We start from the raw sequence: 22432 nt of genomic DNA on the forward strand, positions 1-22432 counted from the left end.
TCCGCGGCGGACGCACCGCGCCCCCCGACCGGCGGGCTTCGCCGGTCGGGGGGCGCGGGGGAGAGGGTGCGGCGGACGGCCGCGGGAAGGTCAGGCGTCGCCGCCGGCCTCACCCGCGTCGGCGGCCGACACGTCCAGGAGCTGGTAGCGGTCGATGGCCTGCTTGAGCAGCGAGCGGTCGACCTTGCCCTCCTTGGCCAGCTCGGTGAGCACGCCGAGCACGATCGACTGGGTGTCGATGTGGAAGAAGCGGCGGGCGGCGCCGCGGGTGTCCGCGAAGCCGAAGCCGTCGGCGCCCAGCGACTGGTAGGTGCCCGGCACCCAGCGCGCGATCTGGTCCGGGACGGAACGCATCCAGTCCGAGACCGCGAGCGTCGGGCCCTCGGCGCCCTGGAGCTTCTGCGTCACGTACGGGACGCGCTGCTCCTCCTCCGGGTGGAGCAGGTTGTGCTCCTCGACCTCCACCGCCTCGCGGCGCAGCTCGTTCCAGGACGTCGCCGACCACACGTCGGCCTTGACGTTCCACTCGTCCGCGAGGATCTGCTGGGCCTCCAGGGCCCACGGCACCGCGACGCCCGAGGCGAGGATCTGGGCCGCGTGCTCGCCCTTCCCGCCCGGCTTGATCCGGTGCAGACCCTTGAGGATGCCCTCGACGTCGACGTCCTCCGGCTCGGCCGGGTGCACGATCGGCTCGTTGTAGACGGTCAGGTAGTAGAAGACGTCCTCGCCCGGCCGGCCGTCGGCGGTCTCGCCGTACATCCGCCGCAGACCGTCCTTGACGATGTGCGCGATCTCGTAGCCGTAGGCCGGGTCGTAGGCGACACAGGCCGGGTTGGTCGAGGCCAGCAGCTGGGAGTGGCCGTCGGCGTGCTGCAGACCCTCACCGGTCAGGGTGGTGCGGCCGGCGGTCGCACCGAGCACGAAGCCGCGCGAGAGCTGGTCGGCCATCTGCCAGAACTGGTCGCCGGTCCGCTGGAACCCGAACATCGAGTAGAAGACGTAGACCGGGATCAGCGGCTCGCCGTGGGTGGCGTACGCGGAGCCGGCCGCGATCAGCGACGCGGTGCAGCCCGCCTCGGTGATGCCGTCGTGCAGCATCTGGCCGGTCGGCGACTCCTTGTAGGCCAGCAGGAGTTCGCGGTCCACCGACTCGTAGCTCTGGCCCAGCGGGTTGTAGATCTTGGCCGACGGGAAGAACGCGTCCATGCCGAAGGTGCGGTACTCGTCCGGCGCGATCGGCACGAAGCGCTTGCCGATCTCCTTGTCCCGCATCAGGTCCTTCAGGATGCGGACGAACGCCATGGTCGTGGCGATCTTCTGCGTCCCGGAGCCCTTCTTGGCGGTGGCGTACGCCTTGTCGCCGGGCAGCGCCAGCGGCTTGGCGCGCACGACACGGGTCGGCACGTAGCCGCCCAGCCCCTTGCGGCGGTCGTGCATGTACTGGATCTCTTCGGACTTCTCACCCGGGTGGTAGTACGGCGGCAGGCCGTCCTCCAGGTCCTTGTCCGGGATCGGCAGGTGCAGCCGGTCGCGGAAGCGCTTGAGGTCCTCGACCGTCAGCTTCTTCATCTGGTGCGTGGCGTTGCGGCCCTCGAAGTTCGGGCCGAGGGTCCAGCCCTTGACGGTCTGCGCCAGGATCACGGTCGGCTGGCCCTTGTGGGCCTTGGCCGCCGCGTACGCCGCGTAGATCTTCCGGTGGTCGTGGCCGCCGCGACCCAGGTGCAGGATCTGGTCGTCGGTCATGTTCTCGACCATCGCGCGCAGTCGGTGGTCGTCACCGAAGAAGTGCTGGCGGATGTACGCGCCGGTCTCGGTGGCGTAGGTCTGGAACTGGCCGTCGGGGGTGGTGTTGAGCTTGTTGACCAGGATCCCGTCGCGGTCCTGCGCCAGCAGCGGGTCCCAGCTGCGGTCCCACACCAGCTTGATGACGTTCCAGCCGGCGCCTCGGAACTGCGACTCCAGCTCCTGCATGATCTTGCCGTTGCCGCGGACCGGGCCGTCCAGCCGCTGGAGGTTGCAGTTGACGACGAAGGTCAGGTTGTCCAGGCCCTCGCGGGCGGCGATGGACAGCTGGCCGAGCGACTCGGGCTCGTCCATCTCGCCGTCGCCGAGGAACGCCCAGACATGCGACTTGGAGGTGTCGGCGATGCCGCGGGCCTCCATGTAGCGGTTCATCCGGGCCTGGTAGATCGCGCCGAGCGGGCCGAGGCCCATCGAGACGGTCGGGAACTCCCAGAAGTCCGGCATCAGCCGCGGGTGCGGGTAGCTGGAGAGGCCGTTGGGTGCCTTGGACTTCTCCTGGCGGAAGGCGTCCAGCTGGGCCTCGCTGAGGCGGTCCAGCAGGTAGGCGCGGGCGTAGATGCCGGGGGAGGCGTGGCCCTGGAAGAAGACCTGGTCGCCGCCGTCGCCCTCGTCCTTGCCGCGGAAGAAGTGGTTGAAGCCCACGTCGTACAGCGAGGCGGAGGAGGCGAAGGTGGCGATGTGGCCGCCGACGCCGATGCCCGGGCGCTGGGCGCGCGAGACCATGACGGCGGCGTTCCACCGGGTCGCGTTGAGGACCTTGCGCTCGATCTCCTCGTTGCCCGGGAAGAACGGCTCGTCCTTGGTCGCGATGGTGTTGACGTAGTCCGTGCTCCGCATCTCGGGCACGGCCACACGCCGTTCGCGGGCGCGTTCGATCAGCCGGAGCATGAGGTAGCGGGCGCGTTCCCGGCCTCGCTCGTCGACGGCCGCGTCGAGCGAGTCGAGCCATTCCTGGGTCTCTTCGGGATCGAAGTCCGGGACCTGGCTGGGAAGGCCGCCAATGATGATCGGGTTTCGATCGGATCCGGAAGCCACGCTGTTCCTTCGTGTTCGGTTCGTGTCGTGCTGCGCCTGCTGCTGCCGCTGCGCACGGGAACGAATGTTGTCTGGGCCTTGTGTCGCGCCGTCTTCCATCGTGTACCGAGCCACTGGGATACGTCACCTCTACCGATGGGTAACCACCCGCTGGGAGAGGGCGCTGAGAGGGCCGATTCGTGTGGTCGGCCAAATCGCAACCATACGCCCATCTCGAAACGCCCCGGCGTGCGGCCGCGCAGCGGCCGGTGGGGGAGCGCGGATGCTCCGATACCCTGCGCGGGGGCCATTCCTTTCCGCGTACCCCATATACCCGGCACAATGCTGTGGTGCGTATCACTTCATGGTGTCCTGGTGAGGGTCGGGCCGCGACGGTGGGCCCGTCGATCGTCACCGTTTCGGCGGTCTCGATCGCCGGGTACTTGCGCGATCCGCCCGGCACGTGTGGACTACGCCCAATGCTCCGCGCACGCGCGGGGTCCCCGAGTATTTTCCGAAACATGACAGGAGGCAATCCGTGAGCGCGACCGCGGACCACGCGGAGGAGCGGACCAACCCTGCCACCAAGCTGGGGTTCGAGCCCGGACAGGTGGTCCAGGAGATCGGCTACGACGACGACGTCGAGCAGGAGCTCCGCGAAGGCATTGAGTCCGTCATCGGCCAGGACCTTGTGGACGAGGATTACGACGATGTCGCCGACGTCGTCCTCCTGTGGTTCCGGGACGACGATGGCGATCTCACGGACGCGCTGGTGGACGCCATCGGCCTGCTCGAAGAGGGCGGCATGATCTGGCTGCTGACGCCCAAGACGGGGCGTGACGGCTACATCGAGCCGAGCGACATCAACGACGCGGCGCAGACCGCGGGCCTGTCCCAGACCCGGAGCATCAACGCGGGCAAGGACTGGACGGGCAGCCGGCTGGTCTCGCCCAAGCGCTGACCCTGCCGCGTCACCCGACGTCCTCGCCGAGCCCCTTCCGGAAGCGTTCCGGAAGGGGCTCGGCGCAGTTCAGGCGCGGTGCACCGGCCGTATAGGCGGGCGCGTAGGGTGGTCGCGTCCAGTTGAGAGTGACGCGGGAAGGAAGTCCCATGGCGATCGAGGTCGGCACCAAGGCTCCGGATTTCGAGCTGAAGAACCAGCACGGCGAGCTGGTGAAGCTCTCCGACTTCCGCGGCGAGAAGAACGTCGTCCTGCTCTTCTACCCCTTCGCCTTCACCGGCGTGTGCACCGGTGAGCTGTGCGCGCTCCGCGACGAGCTGCCGAAGTTCGTCAACGACGACGTGCAGCTGCTGGCGGTCTCCAACGACTCGCCGTTCTCGCTGCGGATCTTCGCCGAGCAGGAGGGCCTGGAGTACCCGCTGCTGTCGGACTTCTGGCCGCACGGCGCGGCGTCCACCGCCTACGGCGTCTTCGACGAGGAGAAGGGCTGCGCGGTCCGCGGCACCTTCGTCATCGACAAGGAGGGCGTGGTGCGCTGGACGGTCGTCAACGGCCTGCCCGACGCACGCGACCTCAACGACTACGTCAAGGCCCTCGAAACCCTCTGAGTCCTTTCGTCACGCAGGGCGCGGCGCCGGACATCCGTCAAGATCCATGTGCGATTTCTGCATTCGGCGGGAACCGGTCACTAGGATCAAATCGTTGATCCGATGCCATGCACGATGGGGGCGCACATCTTGACGTACCCCTCGAATCTACGGGAGGACTCGTGGGAGTCAGCCTCAGCAAGGGCGGCAACGTCTCGCTGACGAAGGAAGCCCCCAATCTGACCGCCGTTCTCGTCGGTCTGGGCTGGGACGCGCGTACCACCACCGGTACGGACTTCGACCTGGACGCCAGCGCCCTGCTGACGAATGACCAGGGCAAGGTCGCCAACGACCAGAACTTCGTGTTCTTCAACAACCTCAAGAGCCCGTGCGGTTCGGTCGAGCACACCGGTGACAACACCACCGGTGAGGGCGAGGGCGACGACGAGGCCATCAAGGTGAACCTCGCCGGTGTCCCCGCCGACGTCAGCAAGATCGTGTTCCCGGTGTCGATCTACGACGCCGAGACCCGCCAGCAGAGCTTCGGCCAGGTCCGCAACGCCTACATCCGCGTGGTCAACCAGGCCGACGGCAAGGAGCTGGCGCGCTACGACCTGAGCGAGGACGCCTCGACCGAGACCGCCATGGTCTTCGGTGAGCTGTACCGCAACGGCGCGGAGTGGAAGTTCCGCGCCATCGGTCAGGGCTACGCCTCGGGCCTGCGCGGCATTGCGCAGGACTTCGGCGTCAACGTCTGACCGCACGGCGCAACCGCGTCCGGCGCCGTACGCCCCTGCCCGGGGAGTGCGGCGCCGGACGCGTTTCGGGGCGTGAGCCGCGCCCCGTACCGACACCGGGGAGGAAACGAACACCATGGGCGTCACACTCGCCAAGGGGGGCAACGTCTCCCTGTCCAAGGCCGCCCCGCATCTCACCCGGATCACGGTCGGCCTCGGCTGGGACGCGCGGTCCACCACGGGAGCGCCGTTCGACCTCGACGCCAGCGCGCTGCTGTGCCGGTCGGGCCGGGTGCTGGGGGACGAGTACTTCGTCTTCTACAACAACCTCAAGAGTCCCGAGGGCTCCGTCGAGCACACCGGTGACAACCTCACCGGCGAGGGGGAGGGCGACGACGAGACGATCCTGGTCGACCTCACCCAGGTCCCCGAGCAGGTGGAGGCCATCGTCTTCCCGGTCTCGATCCACGAGGCCGATCTGCGCGGCCAGAGCTTCGGCCAGGTCGGCAACGCCTTCATCCGCATCGTCGACCAGGCCGACGGCAGCGAACTCGCCCGCTACGACCTCAGCGAGGACGCCGCCGGAGAAACCGCGATGATCTTCGGCGAGGTCTACCGCCGCAACGGCGAGTGGAAGTTCCGCGCGGTCGGCCAGGGGTACGCCTCCGGACTGCGCGGGATCGCCCTGGACTTCGGGGTCGACGTCTCGTGAGCGCCGTGCGCGCGGCGCGGTCCGCCGCCGCGCCGCGCGCTCCGTGGGGCGCGTGCCTCAGCTGACCTGGGCTCCGACCTGCGGCTCTCCGGCCGGGCAGGGGCCGACCGCCCCGTCCGCAAACTTCGCGCTCTACACTTCGGGTCAACGTTTCGCAAAGCGCCCCGCACTGGCGCGGGGGGACCCACACAGAAGGATTGGGTAGGCAGTGCTCCTGAAAACCTTTGGCTGGTCGTTCGCCGTCACGGTGGTCGGCCTCGGCCTGGCCGGCGTCCTCTGGGGGTGGCAGGGGCTCGCGATCGTCGGGATCCTGTCCATCCTGGAGATCTCGCTCTCCTTCGACAACGCGGTCATCAACGCGGGCATCCTGCGCAAGATGAACGCCTTCTGGCAGAAGATCTTCCTCACCGTCGGCATCCTCATCGCGGTGTTCGGCATGCGGCTGGTCTTCCCGGTCGTCATCGTCGCGATCACCGCGAAGATGGGGCCGATCGAGGCGGTCCAACTCGCCGTCAACGACAAGGCGCACTACGAGGAACTGGTCACCAGCGCCCACCCGGCCATCGCGGCCTTCGGCGGCGTCTTCCTGTTGATGATCTTCCTCGACTTCATCTTCGAGGACCGCGACTACAAGTGGCTGTCGTGGATCGAGAAGCCGCTCGCCCGGATCGGCAAGCTCGACACCCTCTCCGTCATCGTCGCCCTGGTCGTCCTGCTGGTGAGCGCCGTCACGTTGGCGCCGCACGTCGCGCACGGCGGCGGCGACAAGACCGTCACGGTCCTGCTCTCCGGCATCGCGGGCCTGATCACCTACCTCGTCGTCGGCGGGATCTCCGGCTACTTCGAGGGCCGGCTGGAGGACGAGGACGAGGCCGACGGCGAGGTGGCCGAGGACGGCGCCAAGCCGGCCGCGGCGGAGAAGAAGGGCAACGGGACCGGCGCCGCGGTGGGCCTGGCCGGCAAGGCCGCGTTCTTCATGTTCCTCTACCTGGAGGTCATCGACGCCTCGTTCTCCTTCGACGGCGTCATCGGCGCGTTCGCCATCACCAACGACATCTTCGAGATGGCCCTGGGTCTGGGCATCGGCGCGATGTACATCCGCTCGCTGACCGTCTTCCTGGTCCGCAAGGGCACCCTCGACGACTACGTCTACCTGGAGCACGGCGCGCACTACGCCATCGGCGCGCTGGGCGTCATCCTGCTCGTCACGATCCGCTACGAGATCAGCGAGGTCATCACCGGCCTGATCGGCGTGGTCCTGATCGCGCTCTCCTTCGGCTCGTCGGTGCTGCGCAACCGGCGCGAGGGCAAGCCGGGCGCGGAGTCGTCGGCACAGTCGGAAGTGACATCCGGAGTGTGACGGGCCTCTGATTGAGGAACGCTTTCTGCGGGGCGGCCATGGGGAGACACCCACCGGCCGCCCCGTAGGTGGTCCTGGACCGAACTATGGGGTGGGCAAGGTGTCGTTCCTGGGGAACTTGTGGCGTGGCAACGCGCCGAAGTTCGACGGCGGTGGCGCGTCGTACGTCGTCGAGCTGACGAAGCGGAACCCGGTCGTCTCGCTGACGAAGCAGGGGGCGGCCAACGGCCATCTGCGGGTCAATCTGAGCTGGCAGATGCGGACCTCGGACTTCGGCGAGCGGGGCGGGCAGCGTTCCGCGAGCCTGCTGCGGAACCCGAGCAGGCTGTTCAAACCGGAGATCGTGCAGGCCCAGGGCCCGGCCGTGGTCAACGTGGACCTGGACCTGGCCTGCATGTACGAGCTCCAGGACGGCAGCAAGGGCGTGGTGCAGCCGCTGGGCGACTTCCTCGGCGACCTCAACGCCCCGCCGTTCGTCAAGCTCAGCGGCGACGACCGGTTCGGCTCCGGCTCCGGCGAGACGCTGTACATCAACCTCGACCACCGCGACGAGATCAAGCGGCTGCTGATCTTCGTCTACATCTACGACGGGACCCCGGCGTTCGACCGCACGCACGCGGTGATCACGCTCTACCCGAGCACCGGCCCGCGGGTGGAGCTCAAGCTGGACGAGCGGGCGCCGCAGGCCCGCTCCTGCGCCGTCTTCATGCTGGAGAACGGCAAGGACGGCCTGTCGGTGCGCCGCGAGGTGAAGTACGTCTACGGCTTCCAGGCCGAGCTCGACCGGCTCTACGGCTGGGGGCTCCAGTGGGGCCGGGGCTACAAGTCGAAGGTCTGAGGACCCGGCGGACCCGGCCGCTTCCGTCGGTGCGTCAGCGGCGCTGGAACTGCGGCCCCTGGGGCGGCAGGACGAACGACGGATCGGGCACGAACGGCTGCGGCTGCGGCGGTTGCTGCGGTACTTGGTATCCATACGTCGGGGCGGGCTGCGGCGCCTGCTGGGGATAGCCGTAGGCGGGCGGTTGCTGCGGGTAGAGCGGCTGCTGCGGCGGCGGGCCCGGGTAGCCGTAGGCGGGCTGGGCCGGGGGCTGGGCCGGCGGGGGCGGGACGTTGGCCGGGTAGCCGTAGCCGCCGGTGGGCGCGGGCGGCAGCGGGGCGGCGGAGAAGGGCTCCGGCATCCGGTCCGGTACGTGCTGGGTGACCGCCGCCGGATCCGCGTGCGGGCCGCCGACGGGCGGCGCGGTCGCCTCCTCGGGCCAGGCGCCGGGCGGCGGGGAAACCGGGCCGGACGGTGCGGGGCCCGGCGCGGCGACGGGCGGGGCGCCGTCCACGGGGCGCGCCACGGCGGCGGTGGGGGCCTCGCCCTGCGGGTCCGCGGCGGACGCCTCTGGGGACGGGGAGTCCGCGGACGGGGGGCGGGCGGCGGGCGGCTCCGTGGTGACCGGCCCGGGGGCCTCGGGCGCGTCCGTGGCCGGGTCGGCGCCGGACGCGTCGTTCTCGTCCACCGAGATGCCGAACTCCGTGGCCAGGCCGACCAGTCCGCTCTCGTAGCCCTGGCCGAGTGCCCGGAACTTCCAGCTGTCGCCGCGGCGGTACAGCTCCCCGCAGATCAGTGCGGTCTCCTCGCCCGTCTCGGGCGCCACGTCGAAGACCGCCAGCGGCTCGCCGTCCGGCGCCGCCGCGTCGTACAGCAGCACCCGCAGGTCCGGCACGCCGGCGAACGGGCCGCCGTCCGAGGAGGCGGCGAGCACCACCCGCGCCACCGAGGGGTCGAGCGCCGTCAGCTCCGCCTCGATGGTGTCGGTCAGCGCGTCGGCCCGGTGGGTCTTGGGCAGGTGCCGGACCAGGCCGCTGGGGTGCCGCGGCTGGTTGTAGAAGATGAAGTCCTCGTCGGAGCGCACGCGTCCGTCCGGTCCCACCAGCAGGGCCGAGGCGTCGACATCGGGGACGCCGGCGCCCGGCGTCCAGCGCAGAACGGCCCGGACGGCCGTGGCGTCGAGGGGGACGTTCGACCCCTTCAGCATCGCGTGCGTCATGCGGCAATCCTGCCTTCCCTCTGCTGACGGTCACAACGTGGGGGCCGGGCACGGTGCTTCCCGGACACCCGGCCGCCACCCGAGGATGGCGAGATTTTCGTCCCGGCGGGAACTTTCGACACCCCCGCGCACGTACGATTACCGGCTGGATCCAGACAGCGGGACACGGCGGGGGTGCCCGGGTCCCGCTTCAATACGGGGAGTCGTATGCGGCACTTTGGGCATCTTCCGCCCGATGTTCGGAAGACGCTGTTCCATAAGGAGCCGGTGGAGTTCACCGCCGACTCCTCGGCCCGTACGCTCGCGGCCGCCCTCGGTGCCACGCTCTACAGCCCCGCCACCCGCCCCCGGCTCGCCGCCGACATCCGCAAGCAGGTCGCCCTCGGCGTCACGTCCATGGTGCTCTGCCTCGAAGACTCCATAGGTGATGGCGACGTGGCGGCCGGCGAGGAGAACCTCGTCCGGCAGTTCGCCCTGCTCGACGAGGCCGCCGACCGTGGCGAGGATCTGCCGCTGCTCTTCATCCGCGTCCGCGAACCGGCCCAGATCCCGGACCTGGTGGGCCGCCTGGGGCCGGCCGTGCGCAGGCTGTCCGGATTCGTACTTCCCAAGTTCACCGCCGAGCGCGGCGTGCCCTTCCTGGAGGCGCTGGCCGCCGCCGAATCCGCCTGCGGGCGGCGGCTGTTCGCGATGCCGGTCCTGGAGTCCCCGCAGCTGCTCCATCTGGAGAGCCGCGCCGCGACGCTGCAGGGCATCGCCCGCACCGTCGGCGGCTACCGCGACCGGGTGCTCGCCCTGCGCCTGGGCGTCACCGACTTCTGCTCCGCCTACGGCCTGCGCCGGGCCCCCGACATGACGGCCTACGACGTCCAGATCGTCGCCTCCGTGATCGCCGACGTGGTGAACGTCCTCGGCCGCGCGGACGGCACCGGCTTCACGGTCACCGGCCCGGTGTGGGAGTACTTCCGGCTGCACGAGCGGATGTTCAAGCCGCAGCTGCGACGCAGCCCGTTCCTGGGGTCGGCCGAGGAGCTCCGCACCAGCCTGATCGAGCACGCCATGGACGGCCTGCTGCGCGAGATCGAACTGGACCGCGCCAACGGCCTGACGGGCAAGACCTGCATCCACCCCTCGCACGTCGCCCCGGTGCACGCCCTGTCGGTCGTCAGCCACGAGGAGTACAGCGACGCCACCGACATCCTGCGGCCGGAGCGCGGCGACGGCGGGGTGCTGCGCTCCTCGTACACCAACAAGATGAACGAGGTGAAGCCGCACCGCGCCTGGGCCGAGCGGACGCTGCTGCGCGCCGAGGTGTTCGGCGTGGCCCGCGAGGACATCGGCTTCGTGGAACTGCTCACCGCGAGCCTCCAACCGGCCTGAACACCCCGTGGGACCAGCGCCGAGCACGACAGCGAGCACGACAGGCAAGAGCGACGACATGAACGACGGCATGGACGCAACGACGGAGGAGACGCAGCACGTGGTGTGGACGGGAGAGTGGGTCGCCGGACGGCTCGGAGTCGCGCTGAGCGGCGGGGACGAGCTGCCGGAGCTGCTCGGGCTGGCGCTGCGGCGCAACCCCAGGCGCGCCCACCTGCTGGTCTCCAACGTGCTCGGCAAGCACGTACCGCAGCGCCCGGACGTGGTGCACGGCGCCGGCGTCGGGCTGGGCCGTCGGGTGCGCGCGCTGCTCGGCGACGCCGACGCCGCCCGCGCCGTCGTCCTCGGCTACGCCGAGACCGCGACCGGGCTGGGCCACTCGGTCGCCGACGGGCTGGCGCTCGCGCCGTACCTGCACTCCACCCGCCGCCCGGTCCCGGGCGTCCCGCACGCCGCCGGCTTCGAGGAGGAGCACAGCCACGCCACCTCGCACCTGCTGCTCCCCGAGGACCGCACCCTGCTCGCCGGCGACGGCCCCCTGGTCCTCGTCGACGACGAGTTCTCCACCGGGCGGACGGTGCTGAACACCATCCGGGCGCTGCACGCCCGCTATCCGCGGACGCGGTACGTCGTCGTCGCCCTGGTGGACATGCGCTCCGCCGCCGACCGCGCACGACTGGCGGAGTTCGCCGCCGAACTGGGCGCCCGCGTGGACCTGGTCGCGCTGGCCGCCGGCGGCGTCCACCTGCCCGACGACGTCCTGGAGCGCGGCCGGGAACTGGTCGCCGCCCACGAGGCACCGTCCGCGCTCCCCGGGAGCGACGCGGCCGCGCCCCCGCAGGCGGTGCGCGTCGACCTCGGCTGGCCCGCCGGACTGCCCGACGGCGGACGGCACGGCTTCACCCCGGCCCACCGCGCGCTCCTGGAGGAGCATCTGCCCGCCATGGCCGAGCGGCTCGCCGGGCACCTCGGCACCGCCCGCCGCATCCTCGTCCTCGGCAACGAGGAGCTGATGTACGCCCCGCTGCGCCTGGCCGGAGCCCTGGACGCGCACGTCGGCGGGACCGGCGCGACCGTCCGCTTCTCGACCACCACCCGCTCGCCGGTGCTCGCCGTGGACGACCCCGGCTACGCCATCCGCACCCGGCTGGCGTTCCCCGCCCACGACCGCCCGGCGGACGGCCCGGGGGAGCGCTACGCCTACAACGTCGCCCCCGGCGGCGACCCGCGGCGCCGCTTCGACGCCGTCGTCGCGGTCGTCGACTCCGCCGGCGACCGGCCCGAACTGCACGCCCCCGGCGGCCTCCTGGACCGGCTCGCCGGCCACACCGACCGGCTGCTGCTGGCCGTCGTCCCCGCCCACACCCCGCGCGGCGCGCTCCCCGGCCCGCTGCGCGACTCGCTCCCAGGCCCGCTGCGCGGCCCGGCGTTCTCCTCCTACGCCCCCGAGGAGGTCGGCTGGCTGCTCCAGGACCTGTCCGACGTCACGTTGGAGGCTCCCACCGAGGAGCGCGAGGAGGCGATCCAGCGCGGCGGCGCCCACTACGCCGAGTCGCTGCCGGTCGAGTACCAGCCCAGCGAGGAGTACCAGGAGCTGTTCCACGCCGCGCTGGACGCCTCCGCCGGCCGGATCGCCCGCGCCGTCGGGACGGTCACCGAGACCGTCCTCGCCGAGCGGGGCCCCCGCCCGGTCCTGGTCTCACTGGCCCGGGCCGGCACCCCCGTCGGCATCCTGATGCGCCGCTGGGCCGCGCACACCCGCGGCCTGGACCTGCCGCACTACGCCGTCTCCATCGTCCGCGGCCGGGGCATCGACACCACCGCCCTGCGCTGGCTGGCCGCCCACCACGACCCGGCGGACGTGGTGTTCGTGGACGGCTGGACGGGCAAGGGCGCGATCACCCGCGAACTCGCCGGCGCGCTGGCCGACTTCACCGAGTATCCCGGCTCCACGGCGTATCCCGGCTCCGCCGGGCGTCCCGGCTTCGACCCGCGGATCGCGGTGCTCGCCGACCCCGGCGGCTGCGTGACGACCTACGGCACCCGGGACGACTTCCTCATCCCGTCCGCCTGCCTGAACTCCACCGTCTCCGGGCTGGTCTCGCGCACCGTCCTCCGCGCCGACCTGGTCGGACCGGACGACTTCCACGGCGCCAAGTTCTACCGCGAACTGGCCGGCGCCGACCTGTCGGCGGAGTTCCTGGACACCGTCGCCGCCCGCTTCACCGAGGTCGCTGACGCGGTCGCCGACGACGTGCGGAAACTGGCCGCCGCCGACCGCACCCCGACCTGGGCGGGCTGGGCGGCCGTCGAGCGGATCAGTCAGGAGTACGGCATCCACGACATCAACCTCGTCAAGCCCGGCGTCGGCGAGACCACCCGGGTCCTGCTGCGCCGGGTGCCCTGGCGGATCCTCGCCCGGCGCGGCGCCGGCAGCGACCTCGACCACGTCCGCCTGCTGGCCGAACAGCGCGGCGTGCCCGTCGAGGAGGTCGACGAACTCCCGTACACCTGCGTCGGATTGATCCACCCCCGGTTCACCCGCGGGGCCACCGGCGCCGACGGCAAGGCGGTGGCCTGCTGATGACCGGCCGGCCCCTCGCCCACCACCACCCTTCCCCGGAAGCGCTGCGCGCTGCCCCTCTTTTGGTCGCCAGCGACCTCGACCGCACCCTGATCTACTCGGCCGCCGCGCTGTACCTCACCGGCCCCGACGCCGCGGCCCCCCGGCTGCTGTGCGTCGAGCTCTACGAGGGTCGGCCGCTCTCCTACCTGACCGAGACGGCCGCCGCGCTGCTCACCGAACTGGCCCGGCGCACCACCTTCGTACCGGCCACCACCCGCACCCGCGAGCAGTACCGGCGCATCCACCTCCCCGGCCCGCCGCCGGAGTTCGCGGTCTGCGCCAACGGCGGCCATCTGCTCGTCCGGGGCGAGTCCGACCCGGACTGGCAGCGCACCGTCGCCGCCCGGCTCGCCGCCCAGTGCGCGCCGCTCGACGAGATCCGCGCGCACCTGGTCCGCACCGCTGACCCGGCCTGGCTGCGCAGCGAGCGGACCGCCGAGGACCTCTTCGCCTACCTCGTCGTGGAACGGTCCCTGCTCCCGGAGACCTGGGTGAAGGACCTGGCCGCCTGGGCCGAACCGCGCGGCTGGACGGTGTCCCTCCAGGGCCGCAAGATCTACGCCGTTCCCCGGCCGCTCACCAAGAGCGCCGCGGTGGCCGAGGTGGCCCGCCGCACCGGCGCCACCGGGATCCTCGCGGCCGGCGACTCGCTGCTCGACACCGACCTGCTGCTGGCCGCGGACCGCGGCTGGCGCCCGGGCCACGGCGAACTGGCCGACACCGGCTGGCGGGCCCCGCACGTCACCGCGCTCGACGAACGGGGAGTGGCCGCCGGCGAGATGATCGCCCGCGCCTTCCTGGACGGCGTCACGGCCCCGGGGCGAGCCTGGTGACACCCCGCGGGTGCCCGCAATAGGCTGCCCGCGACTGGGAGGAGAGCCCATGGCAGAGCCCAAGAGCGCACCGATCACCCCGGAGCTGTACGACTACGTGTTGGCGCACAACCCACCGCTGGACCCCGTACTGCAGGACCTCGCCGACCTCACCCGCGAGCGGTTCCCCGAGGCGGCCGGGATGCTGTCGGCACCCGAACAGGCGTCGCTGCTGGCCTTCCTGGTCCGTCTGACCGGGGCCCGGCACGTCGTCGAGGTGGGCACGTTCACCGGCTTCGCGACCCTGGCCATGGCCCGGGCGCTGCCCGAAGGCGGGACGCTGACCGCCTGCGACGTCTCCGAGGAGTGGACCGCCCACGGCCGGGACGCCTGGGCGAAGGCCGGCGTCGCGGACCGGATCCGGCTGCGGATCGCGCCCGCGCTGGAGACCCTCCGGGCGATGCCGGCCGAGCCGCACATCGACCTGGTCTACCTCGACGCCGACAAGAGCGGCTACATCGCGTACTGGGAGGAGCTGGTGCTGCGGCTGCGGCCCGGCGGCCTGCTGGTCGCGGACAACGTCCTGTTCCACGGCGCGGTCGTCGACCCCGCGGCCACCGGATCGGCCCTGGCGATCCGGGAGTTCAACGACCACGTCCTGGCGGACACGCGCATGGAGGCCGTGCTGCTCACCGTGGCCGACGGGGTGACGCTGGCCCGCAAACGCTAGGGCCTGTCCGACGGGTCAGGGTCGGCAAGGCCGCGGTCAGCCGCAGCAGCCGCCCCCGCAGCAGCCTCCGCCGCCTCCTGCGCGCGGGGCGGCCGGCGCGGCCGCGGTCCCTTCCCCAAGGGCTCGGCTTCGCTCGACCAGGGGAGACCCCATCACGGCGACGGTGGAGAGCAGCTTCACGGTGTCCTGGTGGCCCTCCGGGCAGGCGGCCGGGGCGGACGACTCGGCCATCGGCCGGTTCAGCTCGAAGGTGGTCCCACAGGGGCGGCAGCGGTATTCGTAACGGGGCATGGCCACAGATTACGGGGCACGGCCGCGGCGCGGGGGCGCCCGTCGGGTCCGGGCCGCCGGCCGGGCCCCGCCGCGCCCGCGGTCAGCGCACCACGGTGCCCGGCGGCGCGCCCAGCAGGGACAGCTCCGCGCGGGTCGGCGCGCCTTCCCAGTCGCCCCGGGAGGCGGCGGCGAACGCGCCGGTGGTGGCCGCCCGCGCCAGCCGCCCGGCGAGGTCCGCGCCGTCCAGCAGCGCCGAGAGGTACCCCGCCACGAAGGCGTCGCCGGCGCCCACCGGGTCCACCGCCCGGACGGGGACGGCGGGTTGGTGGTGCGGGCCGTCCGCGCCGGTGAACGCCGTCGCGCCGTCCGCGCCGTGCGTCAGCACCACCTCGCGGACGCCCAGGGCCAGCAGCCGGGCGGCGTCCTCGGCGGGGTCGCCGGCCGGCCCCGGCAGACACAGCGGCAGCTCGTCGCCGGAGGCGATCAGCACGTCCACGGAGGGCAGCCAGCCGCGCAGCACCTCGGCGGCCTCGTCCGCGGTCCACAGCCGGGCCCGGAAATTGACGTCCAGGCAGACCAGCGTGGAGTGCCGGCGGGCCAGTCGGAGGGCGTGCCCGGCCATCGCGCGTGCCGCGGGGCCCAGCGCCGGGGTGATGCCGGTCAGGTGCAGCACCCGCGGCGGTGCGGTGGCGAAGACCCGCTCCACGGCGGCCGGTGCGGGCCGGGAACCGGCCGAGCCGGTGCGGTAGTAGTGCACCCGGGTGACCTCCGGCAGCCGCGGCTCGAAGAGCAGCAGACCGGTCGGCGCCGTGTCGTCCCGGGTGGCGCCGGACACCTCGACGCCCTCGGCCCGCAGCGTCCGCAGCACCAGTTCCCCCGCCTCGTCCGCGCCGACCGCACCGGTCCAGTGCACGCGATGGCCGAGCCGGGCCAGGCCGATCGCGACGTTGCTCTCCGCGCCGGCGACCGAGACCCGCAGGGTGCCGCCGAGCTTCAAAGGGCCGTCGCCGCGCAGCGCCACCATGGTCTCCCCGAAGGTGAGCACGTCGGGTCCGGCGGGCCCGTCCGGTGTCCCGGTGCCGTCCTGTGCGGTGGCGTCCACGTGTCCTCCCCTGGGGCGTGCGAACGGTGCGTCGGCGCCACCCTGCCACGCGGCGCGCCGACGGACGGCGTCGCCCCGTATCGCCGCCGTCCGGGCGCCCGTCACCATTCGGCGAACGCGCCGTCCTCGTGCCGCCAGACCGGGTTCCGCCAGGTGTGGCCGCCCGCCGCGTCCGCCGCCCGGACGGCCGCCTCGTCCACCTCCACCCCGAGCCCCGGCCGGTCGGTCCGCAGCAGCGCGCCGCGGTCGAAGCGGAACGGCGCGGAGTCCACGACGTAGTCCAGCAGCTCGGCGCCCCGGTGGTAGTGGATGCCCAGGGACTGCTCCTGGATGAGGAAGTTCGGGGTGGTGAACGCCACTTGGAGGCTGGCGGCGAGGGCGACCGGGCCGAGCGGGCAGTGCGGGGCGAGATGGGCCCCGTAGGTCTCCGCCAGGGCGGCGATCCGGCGCAGTTCGGAGATCCCGCCGGCGTGCGAGACGTCGGGTTGCACCACCGCGACCCCGGCCTGGAGCGGAGCCAGGAACTCACGGCGGGTGTAGAGACGTTCACCGAGTGCGAGCGGAACGCCGGACGCGGCGACGAGGCCGGGGAGGGCCTCCGCCTGCTCGGGGAGGACGGGCTCCTCGGCGAACAGCGGCGCGTACTCCGCCAGCAACGGCAGCAGCCTGCGGGCATTGGAGGGGGAGACGCGGCCATGGAAATCGAGGGCGAAGTCCCGCTCGTCGCCGAGGACTTCACGGGCGGTCTCGGCGCGCCGCAGGCAGGCGCGCACCTCCGCCCGGGTCGCCAGCGGGGACATCCGCCCGCAGCCGTTCATCTTCACGGCGGTGAAGCCTGCCTCGATCTGCGCGGCCAGTGCGTCCCGGATCTCCGCCGGCTCGTCGCCACCGACCCAGGCATAGGCCCGCACCCGATCGCGCACCGGCCCGCCCAGCAACTGGTGGACGGGGAGCCCGCAGCGCTTCCCCTTGATGTCCCACAGCGCCTGGTCCAGGCCGGCGACGGCGGAGGAGAGCACCGGGCCGCCCCGGTAGAAGCCCCCCTTGGTCATCACCTGCCAGTGGTCCTCGATGCGCGCCGGATCCTGCCCGAGGAGGTGTTCCGCCAGCACCGCCACGGCCGCCCGGACCGGCTCGGCCCGCCCCTCGACCACCGGCTCGCCCCAGCCCACGACGCCGTCGTCGGTCTCCACCCGGACGAACAGCCAGCGCGGCGGGGCGAGGAAGGTCTCGATGCGGGTGATCTCCGGGGATCCGGCCATGGCGCGGGGACCGTCCTTCCGTCGCGGGTGTCCGTCGAGGAGAGGCGCCCGCCCCTCCCTACGACTCGCCTCTACCCTCGCCCGGCGTCCCCGGCCCCTCGCCGACCGCCCTTGCCCCGGTCCCGCGCTACGGATGCTCGCGCGCCGACTTGTCGAGCAGCTCCAGCATCGCCATGTACGCCCCGTCCAGGTCCCGGTCCCGGACGGCCTCGGCCACCGCCGCATGGACGCCGTACGGATGCTCGAAGGCGTCGCCGGAGGCGTACACCTGCCGGCCGCGCTGGATGATCACGGGCACGATCACCCGGTGCATCTGCGCGTAGAAGCGGTTGTTGGAGGCGAGCAGCATCGCGGTGTGGAAGGAGGCGTCGGCGCGCACGAGCAGCACGGGATCCTCCTCGGTCGCCGACATCGCGGTCAACGCGGCGTTCAGGGCGTCCAGGTCGTCGTCGGTACGGCGCTCGGCGGCCAGGGCGGCCGCCGCGGGCTCGATGGACCGGCGGAGTTCGAGCATGTCGGCGAAGAAGTCGGACGAGGCGCCGGCCGCCAGCTTCCAGCGCAGCACGTCGGAGTCGAGGAGGTTCCACTCCTCCCGGGGCCGCACATAGGTGCCGTGGTTCTGGCGGGTGGCGAGCAGGCCCTTGGTGGTCAGCACCTTCACCGCCTCGCGCAGCACGGTCTGGCTGACGTCCAGCTCCGCCATCACCTCCGGCAGGGCCAGGACGTCGCCCTCGCCGTAGCTGCCCTCGAAGATCCGCTTGGCGAGCGCCTCGACGGCCGCTCCGTGCGGCCCGTGCCCCGCCTGCGACGCCGGATTGCCCAACTGCCCCATGGTCGCTCCCACATGCCCGGTACTCCCGGGAACCCGTACTCCGCGTGCCGGTCGGTGCTCCCGTCGGTCGCCGGTCGGCCCGCCCCACAGCCGTCAGGGCGTACCGAGCACTCGACCCCGCCTCGGTGCGCCCTGAAATCCCGCCGTCCGACTCACCACTGCTTGCCGTTCCGTTCCCGTCGTCCCCTCACAGCTCCTCGGCTCACAGCGCCTCGGCTCACAGCTCCTCGGCGCTGCCGGCCGGGGGCGCGCCGCCGGGGCCCGCGCCCTTCTTCTCCGTCCCGGTGTCCGCGGTGAGCGCGCCCGGGCCCTTCTCGACGCGGGCGGCGGCGTGCCGGGGGTGCGGGCCGGTGCGGCTGGTGCCCGGGCCGAGCGAGCCGGTCCCGCCGTGCCAGGCGCCCTGCATCCGCACCCGCGCCGACTGCCGGCCGGCCGTCATCCCGGACACCGGGTGCAGCTCGCCGCGCTCGAAGCGTTCGGCTTCCTCCGGGTGCCGGGCGCGCCAGTAGGGGTTGTCGTGCGACAGTCCGCCGCTGACCCGCCCGTACATCCCGAACACCAGCAGGAGCACTCCCACCACGAAGCTGAACAGAACATTCTGGATCTTGAAGGCGAGGAAGTTGGCGTCGGTCTGCAGCAGCGCCAGGTTCACGAACCCGCTCAGCAGGAAGAGCCCGCCGAGCACGATGTTCAGGGTGGAGGCGAAGTTCCCGCCGATCACCATGCCGGCGATGAGGATCGCGCCGACGACGATCGAGAGTACGCTGAGCGAGCCGTTGGTGTTCAGCCCCGCCACGGTCGAGCCGCCGGTGTCGAAGAACCCGATGTGATGGGTCAGGCCGAGGATGCCGAACGCGACCAGCACCAGCCCCATCAGTCCCGCACCGGCGCGGTAGACCCGGCTCAGCCGGTGGTCCACGGGCAGATGCTCGTTGAACTGGGTGCGCCGCCGCTTGAACCGGCGGAGGGGGTTAGCGGGCCCGTGCAGCACGTGGTCGGTTGCACCGGTAGCAGCCATGTCCGGCCTCCTTCGCGCAGATGAGCAGCCTGGGCCGTACTCACTCCAGGACTCCAGCATCCGCCAAGGGGACATTTCATGCCATTGCGGAACGAGAGGGGAGGGGAGGGGAGAAGGAAGGCGAAGGCCCTGGACAGGGGCCGGGCGGCGGCCCGGCGACGGACCGGTGGCCTCCGGAGACCGCAGTCCGCAGTCGGCAACCCGTAGTCCGCAGACCGCCGGCCTCAGCGGCCGCTCGTCGCCCCGCCCCGCTGGTCGCGGATCTCCTGCACCACCCGCGCCGCCGTCTCCCGTACCGCCTCGGTCTCGGTCAGGAAGTGCCACCAGTCCGGATGCCGCCCCTCCAGGCCCGCGACCGCGCGGTCCAACCGCGCCACCGCCTCGTCCAGCGGCCCGGCGTGCCGGGGGTCGGGCGTGCTGCGCCCGGCCATCGCCAGCCGCTGCGCGTCCCGGAGCGCGAAGCGGGTCCGCTCGACCTCCTGCTGCCGGTCGGCCGCCACCGCGTCCAGCCGCCGCAGCCGGTCGCCGGCCGCCGACACCGCCTCGTCGGTGGTGTTGAGCAGCGCCCGTACGGTCGCCAGCCGGCTGGTGGCGTCCGCCCAGCGCTGCTCCGCGCGGGCCTGCCCGGCCTCCTGCAGCGCCGTCCGGGCCTGCTCGACGGAGTCCACCGCCTGCTCCGGCACCTTCTGGAGGTCCTGCCAGCACGCCGCGCTGTAGCGCCGCCGCAACTCGCTGAGGACGGGGGCGACCTGCTGGGCGCGGGTGGTGATCGCCTCCGCGCGGGTGCGCAGCGACACCAGCCGCTTGTCGATCTCCGCGGCCGTCGCCGGCAGCCGCTCGGCCTCCGACCGGATCGCCCCGGCCTGCCGCTGCACCTCCTCCGCGCGCCGGATCGTGTCCGGTACGCCGTGCTGCGCGGCCCCTTGGTTCAGCCGGGTCAGCTCCGGGCCGAGCGCCGCCAGCCGGGCCGCGAGGTCGTCCGCCCGCAGGCCCTGCGCCCGGACCGCGTCCAGCCCGTTGCTCGCCGCCAGCAGCGCCTGCCGGGCCTGCTCCACGGCCGGGGCCACCCGTGCCAGCTGGGTCTCGGCGTTCTCCAGCAGCGGTGCGAGGCTCTGTGCGAACCAGTCCAGCTCCCCGCGGACCCGCTCCAGCTCCTCCCGCGCCCGGGTCAGATCGGCCCGCGCCCGCGCGAGCGCGGCGCCGTCGATGTCGTCCCGGTCAAGATCATGCGAGTCGACGGCGGTGATGTACCCCTGGCTGACCTGGTCGATCCGCTGCCCGAAGCTCTCGTACTCCACCGCGGCCTGCCGGGCCCGCTGGGAGTCGTCGACGGCGGTGATCGTCTCCACCGAGATCCGCAGGTCGCGATGGGCGGTGTCGAGCTCGTAGAACGCCGCCGCGGCGGCGTCCTTCGCGGCCTGGGCATCGGCCCGCTGGCTCTCCCCGCGCCCGAACCAGCGCCGGGTGCCGCCCCCGGCGAACGCCATCGGCGCCACCGCCACCAGCAGCGGCAACGGCACCAGGACGAGCCCCACCGTCTCCCGCACCGCTCGGCCGAACCGGCCACCGCGGGTGCGACGACGGCTCCCCTGCCCGGACGGCCGCGGCTGCGGCTGCATGTGTGTCGCCGTCACATCCCTCTCCCGATCGGATCGCCCCAGGACCGGCTGACATTCTCCCACCCGGCCCAACGAACATCCCGACCGGTGAGTTCACGCCCGCCCCACCCTGCCCGGCGACCACCCGCCGCACGCTCGCCCGCCCCCTGGCCCGGGTTTGCGGTCCCGACCCCAGGGCAAGGTAGTCTGTCGGCTCGGCCAGGGCGCATAGCTCAGCGGTAGAGCGCTGCTCTTACAAAGCAGATGTCGGCGGTTCAAATCCGTCTGTGCCCACTTCTTGCGTAGAAATACAAAGGCCCAGGTCACCCGATGTGGAATCGGGCTCCTGGGCCTTGGTCGTCTTCCGCCGCGGACGGGCCACTACACCTAATCGATAGCCATGAGCAGGGTGAGAGTTCCCCTAAGAGGTCCTAACAGAAGTGGTTGATCATGTGACTGTTGGTCTATCCGGTCGTTGGTCTGGTCGTGGGTAAACGTCAGTCGCGGCCGTGGATCGTGTCGGATGAACTGTGGGCCCTGATCGAGCCGTTGCTGCCCAAGCCGGGGCCGAAGCTGGTCGAGGGGCGGCCGAGGGTGCCGGACCGGCAGGCGTTGTGCGGGATCCTTTTCGTGCTGCACACCGGCATCCAGTGGGAGTTCCTGCCGCAGGAGCTGGGCTTCGGTTCGGGTATGACCTGCTGGCGGCGGCTGGCCGCGTGGAACGAGGCCGGGGTGTGGGATCAGCTGCATGTGCTGCTGTTGAAGAAGCTGCGGTCGGCGAAGAAGCTGGACTGGTCGCGGGCGGTGATCGACTCCTCCCATGTGCGGGCGGCCCGCAGGGGCCCAAAAGCGGTCCCAGCCCGGTCGATCGCGCACGGCCGGGCAGTAAGCACCACGTCGTCACCGATGCCCAGGGCATCCCGCTCGCGGTGTCGCTGACTGGCGGCAACCGCAACGACGTCACCCAGCTCCTGCCCCTGCTCGACAAGATCCCCGCCGTCGCCGGGGTTGTCGGCCGGCCCCGGCACCGGCCCGACGCGCTGTTCGCCGACCGCGGCTACGACCACGACAAGTACCGGCGCCTGCTGTGGCAGCGCGGAATCCGTCCCGTGATCGCGAGACGAGGCGAGCCACACGGCTCCGGCCTGGGCATCTTCCGGTATGTCGTCGAACGAACGATCGCCTGGCTGCACGGCTTCCGTCGCCTGCGCATCCGGTGGGAGCGACGGGACGACATCCATGAAGCCTTCCTCGGGCTCGCCACATGTCTCATCACCTACAGACATGTCCGACGCCTTTGTTAGGACCTCTAAGGGAGCCTCACGGCGTTGGGTCCATGGCGTCATCAAGTGTGAGCTGCCTCGGGAGTCCGTCACGCGGTGCGTGCCGCTGGCTGAAGGTAAGGAGATGGTCGCTGCCGGAGCGCGTCTGCAGACGTAGGTCCGAGGCGATCGCGGTGTCTTCGGGTGGTTGGGTCGTCCGAGGGCTGCCGCGAGGACGTGCACGGCCAGCAGCGGAGGCATGGCGTTGCCAATCTGTAGGGCGATGTTGTTGCCTGCCCACGGGTAGTCGGCGGGGAAGCTCTGCAA

The 22432-nt window shown here is 72.0% G+C and carries 19 protein-coding genes and 1 tRNA gene; 12 read left to right on the forward strand and 8 right to left on the reverse strand.

What is annotated here, in order from left to right; genetic code table 11:
• Positions 1 to 90: 90 nt before the first annotated feature.
• Positions 91 to 2838: a pyruvate dehydrogenase (acetyl-transferring), homodimeric type gene (gene aceE / locus SNOUR_RS27180; protein WP_067351995.1), complete on the reverse strand. Its 2748-nt coding sequence runs from the start codon at positions 2836 to 2838 to the stop codon at positions 91 to 93.
• Positions 2839 to 3355: 517 nt separating this feature from the next.
• Between aceE and SNOUR_RS27185 the strand changes: the two genes are divergently transcribed.
• The 6 genes from SNOUR_RS27185 (at position 3356) to SNOUR_RS27210 (ending at position 8012) form a co-directional block, all read left to right on the forward strand.
• Positions 3356 to 3778: a DUF3052 domain-containing protein gene (locus SNOUR_RS27185; protein ID WP_067351997.1), complete on the forward strand. Its 423-nt coding sequence runs from the start codon at positions 3356 to 3358 to the stop codon at positions 3776 to 3778.
• 149 nt (positions 3779 to 3927) lie between these two features.
• Positions 3928 to 4386: a peroxiredoxin gene (locus tag SNOUR_RS27190; RefSeq protein WP_067352000.1), complete on the forward strand. Its 459-nt coding sequence runs from the start codon at positions 3928 to 3930 to the stop codon at positions 4384 to 4386.
• 161 nt (positions 4387 to 4547) lie between these two features.
• Complete coding sequence (locus SNOUR_RS27195) at positions 4548 to 5123, forward strand: TerD family protein (protein ID WP_039636901.1); 576 nt, start codon at positions 4548 to 4550, stop codon at positions 5121 to 5123.
• Between the two features lie 115 nt (positions 5124 to 5238).
• Complete coding sequence (locus SNOUR_RS27200) at positions 5239 to 5814, forward strand: TerD family protein (protein ID WP_067352003.1); 576 nt, start codon at positions 5239 to 5241, stop codon at positions 5812 to 5814.
• 208 nt (positions 5815 to 6022) lie between these two features.
• On the forward strand, positions 6023 to 7174 hold the full coding sequence (locus SNOUR_RS27205) for a DUF475 domain-containing protein (protein ID WP_067352005.1): 1152 nt from the start codon (positions 6023 to 6025) through the stop codon (positions 7172 to 7174).
• A 100-nt stretch (positions 7175 to 7274) separates the two neighbouring features.
• Positions 7275 to 8012, forward strand: coding sequence for a TerD family protein (locus SNOUR_RS27210; RefSeq protein WP_067358841.1), 738 nt, complete (start codon positions 7275 to 7277; stop codon positions 8010 to 8012).
• Between the two features lie 34 nt (positions 8013 to 8046).
• On the opposite strand, the gene SNOUR_RS27215 is transcribed toward SNOUR_RS27210, so the two are convergent.
• A complete protein-coding gene (locus SNOUR_RS27215) occupies positions 8047 to 9210 on the reverse strand; it encodes a TerD family protein (protein ID WP_067352008.1) in 1164 nt (387 codons plus the stop codon).
• A 207-nt stretch (positions 9211 to 9417) separates the two neighbouring features.
• Here SNOUR_RS27215 and SNOUR_RS27220 point away from each other — a divergent pair, with 207 nt between their 5' ends.
• The 4 genes from SNOUR_RS27220 (at position 9418) to SNOUR_RS27235 (ending at position 14758) form a co-directional block, all read left to right on the forward strand.
• Entirely contained in the window at positions 9418 to 10590 is a 1173-nt protein-coding gene (locus SNOUR_RS27220) for an HpcH/HpaI aldolase/citrate lyase family protein (protein WP_067352010.1), read from the forward strand.
• Positions 10591 to 10660: 70 nt separating this feature from the next.
• A complete protein-coding gene (locus SNOUR_RS27225) occupies positions 10661 to 13174 on the forward strand; it encodes a phosphoribosyltransferase (RefSeq protein WP_067358842.1) in 2514 nt (837 codons plus the stop codon).
• The gene (locus SNOUR_RS27230) at positions 13174 to 14049 is read left to right on the forward strand and encodes an HAD family hydrolase (RefSeq protein WP_312633866.1); all 876 of its coding nucleotides are present in this window, start codon (positions 13174 to 13176) and stop codon (positions 14047 to 14049) included. The genes SNOUR_RS27225 and SNOUR_RS27230 overlap by 1 nt, the downstream gene beginning before the upstream one ends.
• 49 nt (positions 14050 to 14098) lie before the next feature.
• Positions 14099 to 14758 carry an O-methyltransferase gene (locus SNOUR_RS27235; RefSeq protein ID WP_067352015.1) on the forward strand — a complete coding sequence of 220 codons (660 nt, stop codon included), beginning with the start codon at positions 14099 to 14101 and terminating at the stop codon, positions 14756 to 14758.
• A gap of 36 nt (positions 14759 to 14794) precedes the next feature.
• Here the strand turns inward: SNOUR_RS27235 and SNOUR_RS43365 are convergent, their stop codons facing one another.
• From SNOUR_RS43365 to SNOUR_RS27260, 6 genes are all read right to left on the reverse strand, one after another.
• Positions 14795 to 15049 carry an FmdB family zinc ribbon protein gene (locus SNOUR_RS43365; protein ID WP_079142909.1) on the reverse strand — a complete coding sequence of 85 codons (255 nt, stop codon included), beginning with the start codon at positions 15047 to 15049 and terminating at the stop codon, positions 14795 to 14797.
• Between the two features lie 82 nt (positions 15050 to 15131).
• Positions 15132 to 16055 (reverse strand): sugar kinase, encoded by a 924-nt coding sequence (locus SNOUR_RS27240; protein WP_067358845.1) that lies wholly within the window; start codon positions 16053 to 16055, stop codon positions 15132 to 15134.
• Positions 16056 to 16234: 179 nt separating this feature from the next.
• Positions 16235 to 17395, reverse strand: coding sequence for a galactonate dehydratase (gene dgoD, locus SNOUR_RS27245; RefSeq protein ID WP_067352017.1), 1161 nt, complete (start codon positions 17393 to 17395; stop codon positions 16235 to 16237).
• 127 nt (positions 17396 to 17522) lie between these two features.
• Positions 17523 to 18227, reverse strand: coding sequence for a FadR/GntR family transcriptional regulator (locus SNOUR_RS27250; protein WP_067352019.1), 705 nt, complete (start codon positions 18225 to 18227; stop codon positions 17523 to 17525).
• A 217-nt stretch (positions 18228 to 18444) separates the two neighbouring features.
• Complete coding sequence (locus tag SNOUR_RS27255) at positions 18445 to 19245, reverse strand: DUF4383 domain-containing protein (protein ID WP_079142911.1); 801 nt, start codon at positions 19243 to 19245, stop codon at positions 18445 to 18447.
• 224 nt (positions 19246 to 19469) lie between these two features.
• The gene (locus SNOUR_RS27260) at positions 19470 to 20879 is read right to left on the reverse strand and encodes a hypothetical protein (protein ID WP_067352024.1); all 1410 of its coding nucleotides are present in this window, start codon (positions 20877 to 20879) and stop codon (positions 19470 to 19472) included.
• A 186-nt stretch (positions 20880 to 21065) separates the two neighbouring features.
• Here SNOUR_RS27260 and SNOUR_RS27265 point away from each other — a divergent pair.
• Both SNOUR_RS27265 and SNOUR_RS43370 read left to right on the forward strand, forming a co-directional pair.
• Positions 21066 to 21137 (forward strand) — tRNA-Val (locus SNOUR_RS27265).
• Between the two features lie 192 nt (positions 21138 to 21329).
• A protein-coding gene (locus SNOUR_RS43370) for an IS5 family transposase (protein WP_162494992.1) occupies positions 21330 to 22147 on the forward strand; the annotation gives its coding sequence in 2 pieces (ribosomal slippage) (positions 21330 to 21681 and positions 21681 to 22147; 819 coding nt in all).
• Positions 22148 to 22432: the final 285 nt, after the last annotated feature.

Source organism: Streptomyces noursei ATCC 11455 (assembly GCF_001704275.1).
Lineage (GTDB): Bacteria > Actinomycetota > Actinomycetes > Streptomycetales > Streptomycetaceae > Streptomyces > Streptomyces noursei.

Excerpts from the sequence above, each read along its gene's own strand:
- SNOUR_RS27190 (WP_067352000.1), top strand. The coding sequence starts at position 3,928 with ATGGCGATCGAGGTCGGCACCAAGGCTCCGGATTTCGAGCTGAAGAAC.
- SNOUR_RS27200 (WP_067352003.1), top strand. The coding sequence starts at position 5,239 with ATGGGCGTCACACTCGCCAAGGGGGGCAACGTCTCCCTGTCCAAGGCC.
- SNOUR_RS27215 (WP_067352008.1), bottom strand. The coding sequence starts at position 9,210 with ATGACGCACGCGATGCTGAAGGGGTCGAACGTCCCCCTCGACGCCACG.
- SNOUR_RS27220 (WP_067352010.1), top strand. The coding sequence starts at position 9,418 with ATGCGGCACTTTGGGCATCTTCCGCCCGATGTTCGGAAGACGCTGTTC.
- SNOUR_RS27225 (WP_067358842.1), top strand. The coding sequence starts at position 10,661 with ATGGACGCAACGACGGAGGAGACGCAGCACGTGGTGTGGACGGGAGAG.
- SNOUR_RS27230 (WP_312633866.1), top strand. The coding sequence starts at position 13,174 with ATGACCGGCCGGCCCCTCGCCCACCACCACCCTTCCCCGGAAGCGCTG.
- SNOUR_RS27235 (WP_067352015.1), top strand. The coding sequence starts at position 14,099 with ATGGCAGAGCCCAAGAGCGCACCGATCACCCCGGAGCTGTACGACTAC.
- SNOUR_RS43365 (WP_079142909.1), bottom strand. The coding sequence starts at position 15,049 with ATGCCCCGTTACGAATACCGCTGCCGCCCCTGTGGGACCACCTTCGAG.
- SNOUR_RS27240 (WP_067358845.1), bottom strand. The coding sequence starts at position 16,055 with ATGGTGGCGCTGCGCGGCGACGGCCCTTTGAAGCTCGGCGGCACCCTG.
- dgoD (WP_067352017.1), bottom strand. The coding sequence starts at position 17,395 with ATGGCCGGATCCCCGGAGATCACCCGCATCGAGACCTTCCTCGCCCCG.
- SNOUR_RS27250 (WP_067352019.1), bottom strand. The coding sequence starts at position 18,227 with ATGGGGCAGTTGGGCAATCCGGCGTCGCAGGCGGGGCACGGGCCGCAC.
- SNOUR_RS27255 (WP_079142911.1), bottom strand. The coding sequence starts at position 19,245 with ATGGCTGCTACCGGTGCAACCGACCACGTGCTGCACGGGCCCGCTAAC.